This is a genomic window from Salifodinibacter halophilus, from assembly GCA_012999515.1.
In the GTDB taxonomy this organism is placed as follows: domain Bacteria; phylum Pseudomonadota; class Gammaproteobacteria; order Nevskiales; family Salinisphaeraceae; genus Salifodinibacter; species Salifodinibacter halophilus.
In genome coordinates this window covers 1-271 of sequence record JABEEB010000259.1, presented here as the reverse complement: position 1 = coordinate 271, position 271 = coordinate 1, and the positions used below count along the sequence as shown (strand labels likewise).

Sequence of the window (271 nt, the reverse complement as noted above, 5' to 3'; positions counted from 1 at the left end):
TGGGATGCACCGTCGGGCGGTAGCGCTCGTCGGCGTGGAACAAGGTCTCGTGCAGCTTTTCGCCAGGGCGCAGGCCGGTGTAGACGATGGCCACGTCGCGTCCCGGCTGCTTGCCGGCCAGGCGGATCATCTGCTCGGCCAGCAGGCGGATCGGCACCGGCTCGCCCATGTCCAGGGTGTAGATCGCCTCATGGGTGCCGATCGCCGAGGCCTGCAGGATCAGCTGGCAGGCTTCGGGGATGGTCATGAAGAAGCGGGTCACTTCCGGGTC

The 271-nt window shown here is 67.5% G+C and carries 1 protein-coding gene; it reads right to left on the bottom strand.

Annotated elements, in window-relative coordinates; translation table 11 throughout:
* Positions 1-271 (bottom strand): polysaccharide biosynthesis protein (locus tag HKX41_11565; GenBank protein NNC24770.1); only part of this gene is annotated, 271 nt, incomplete at both ends.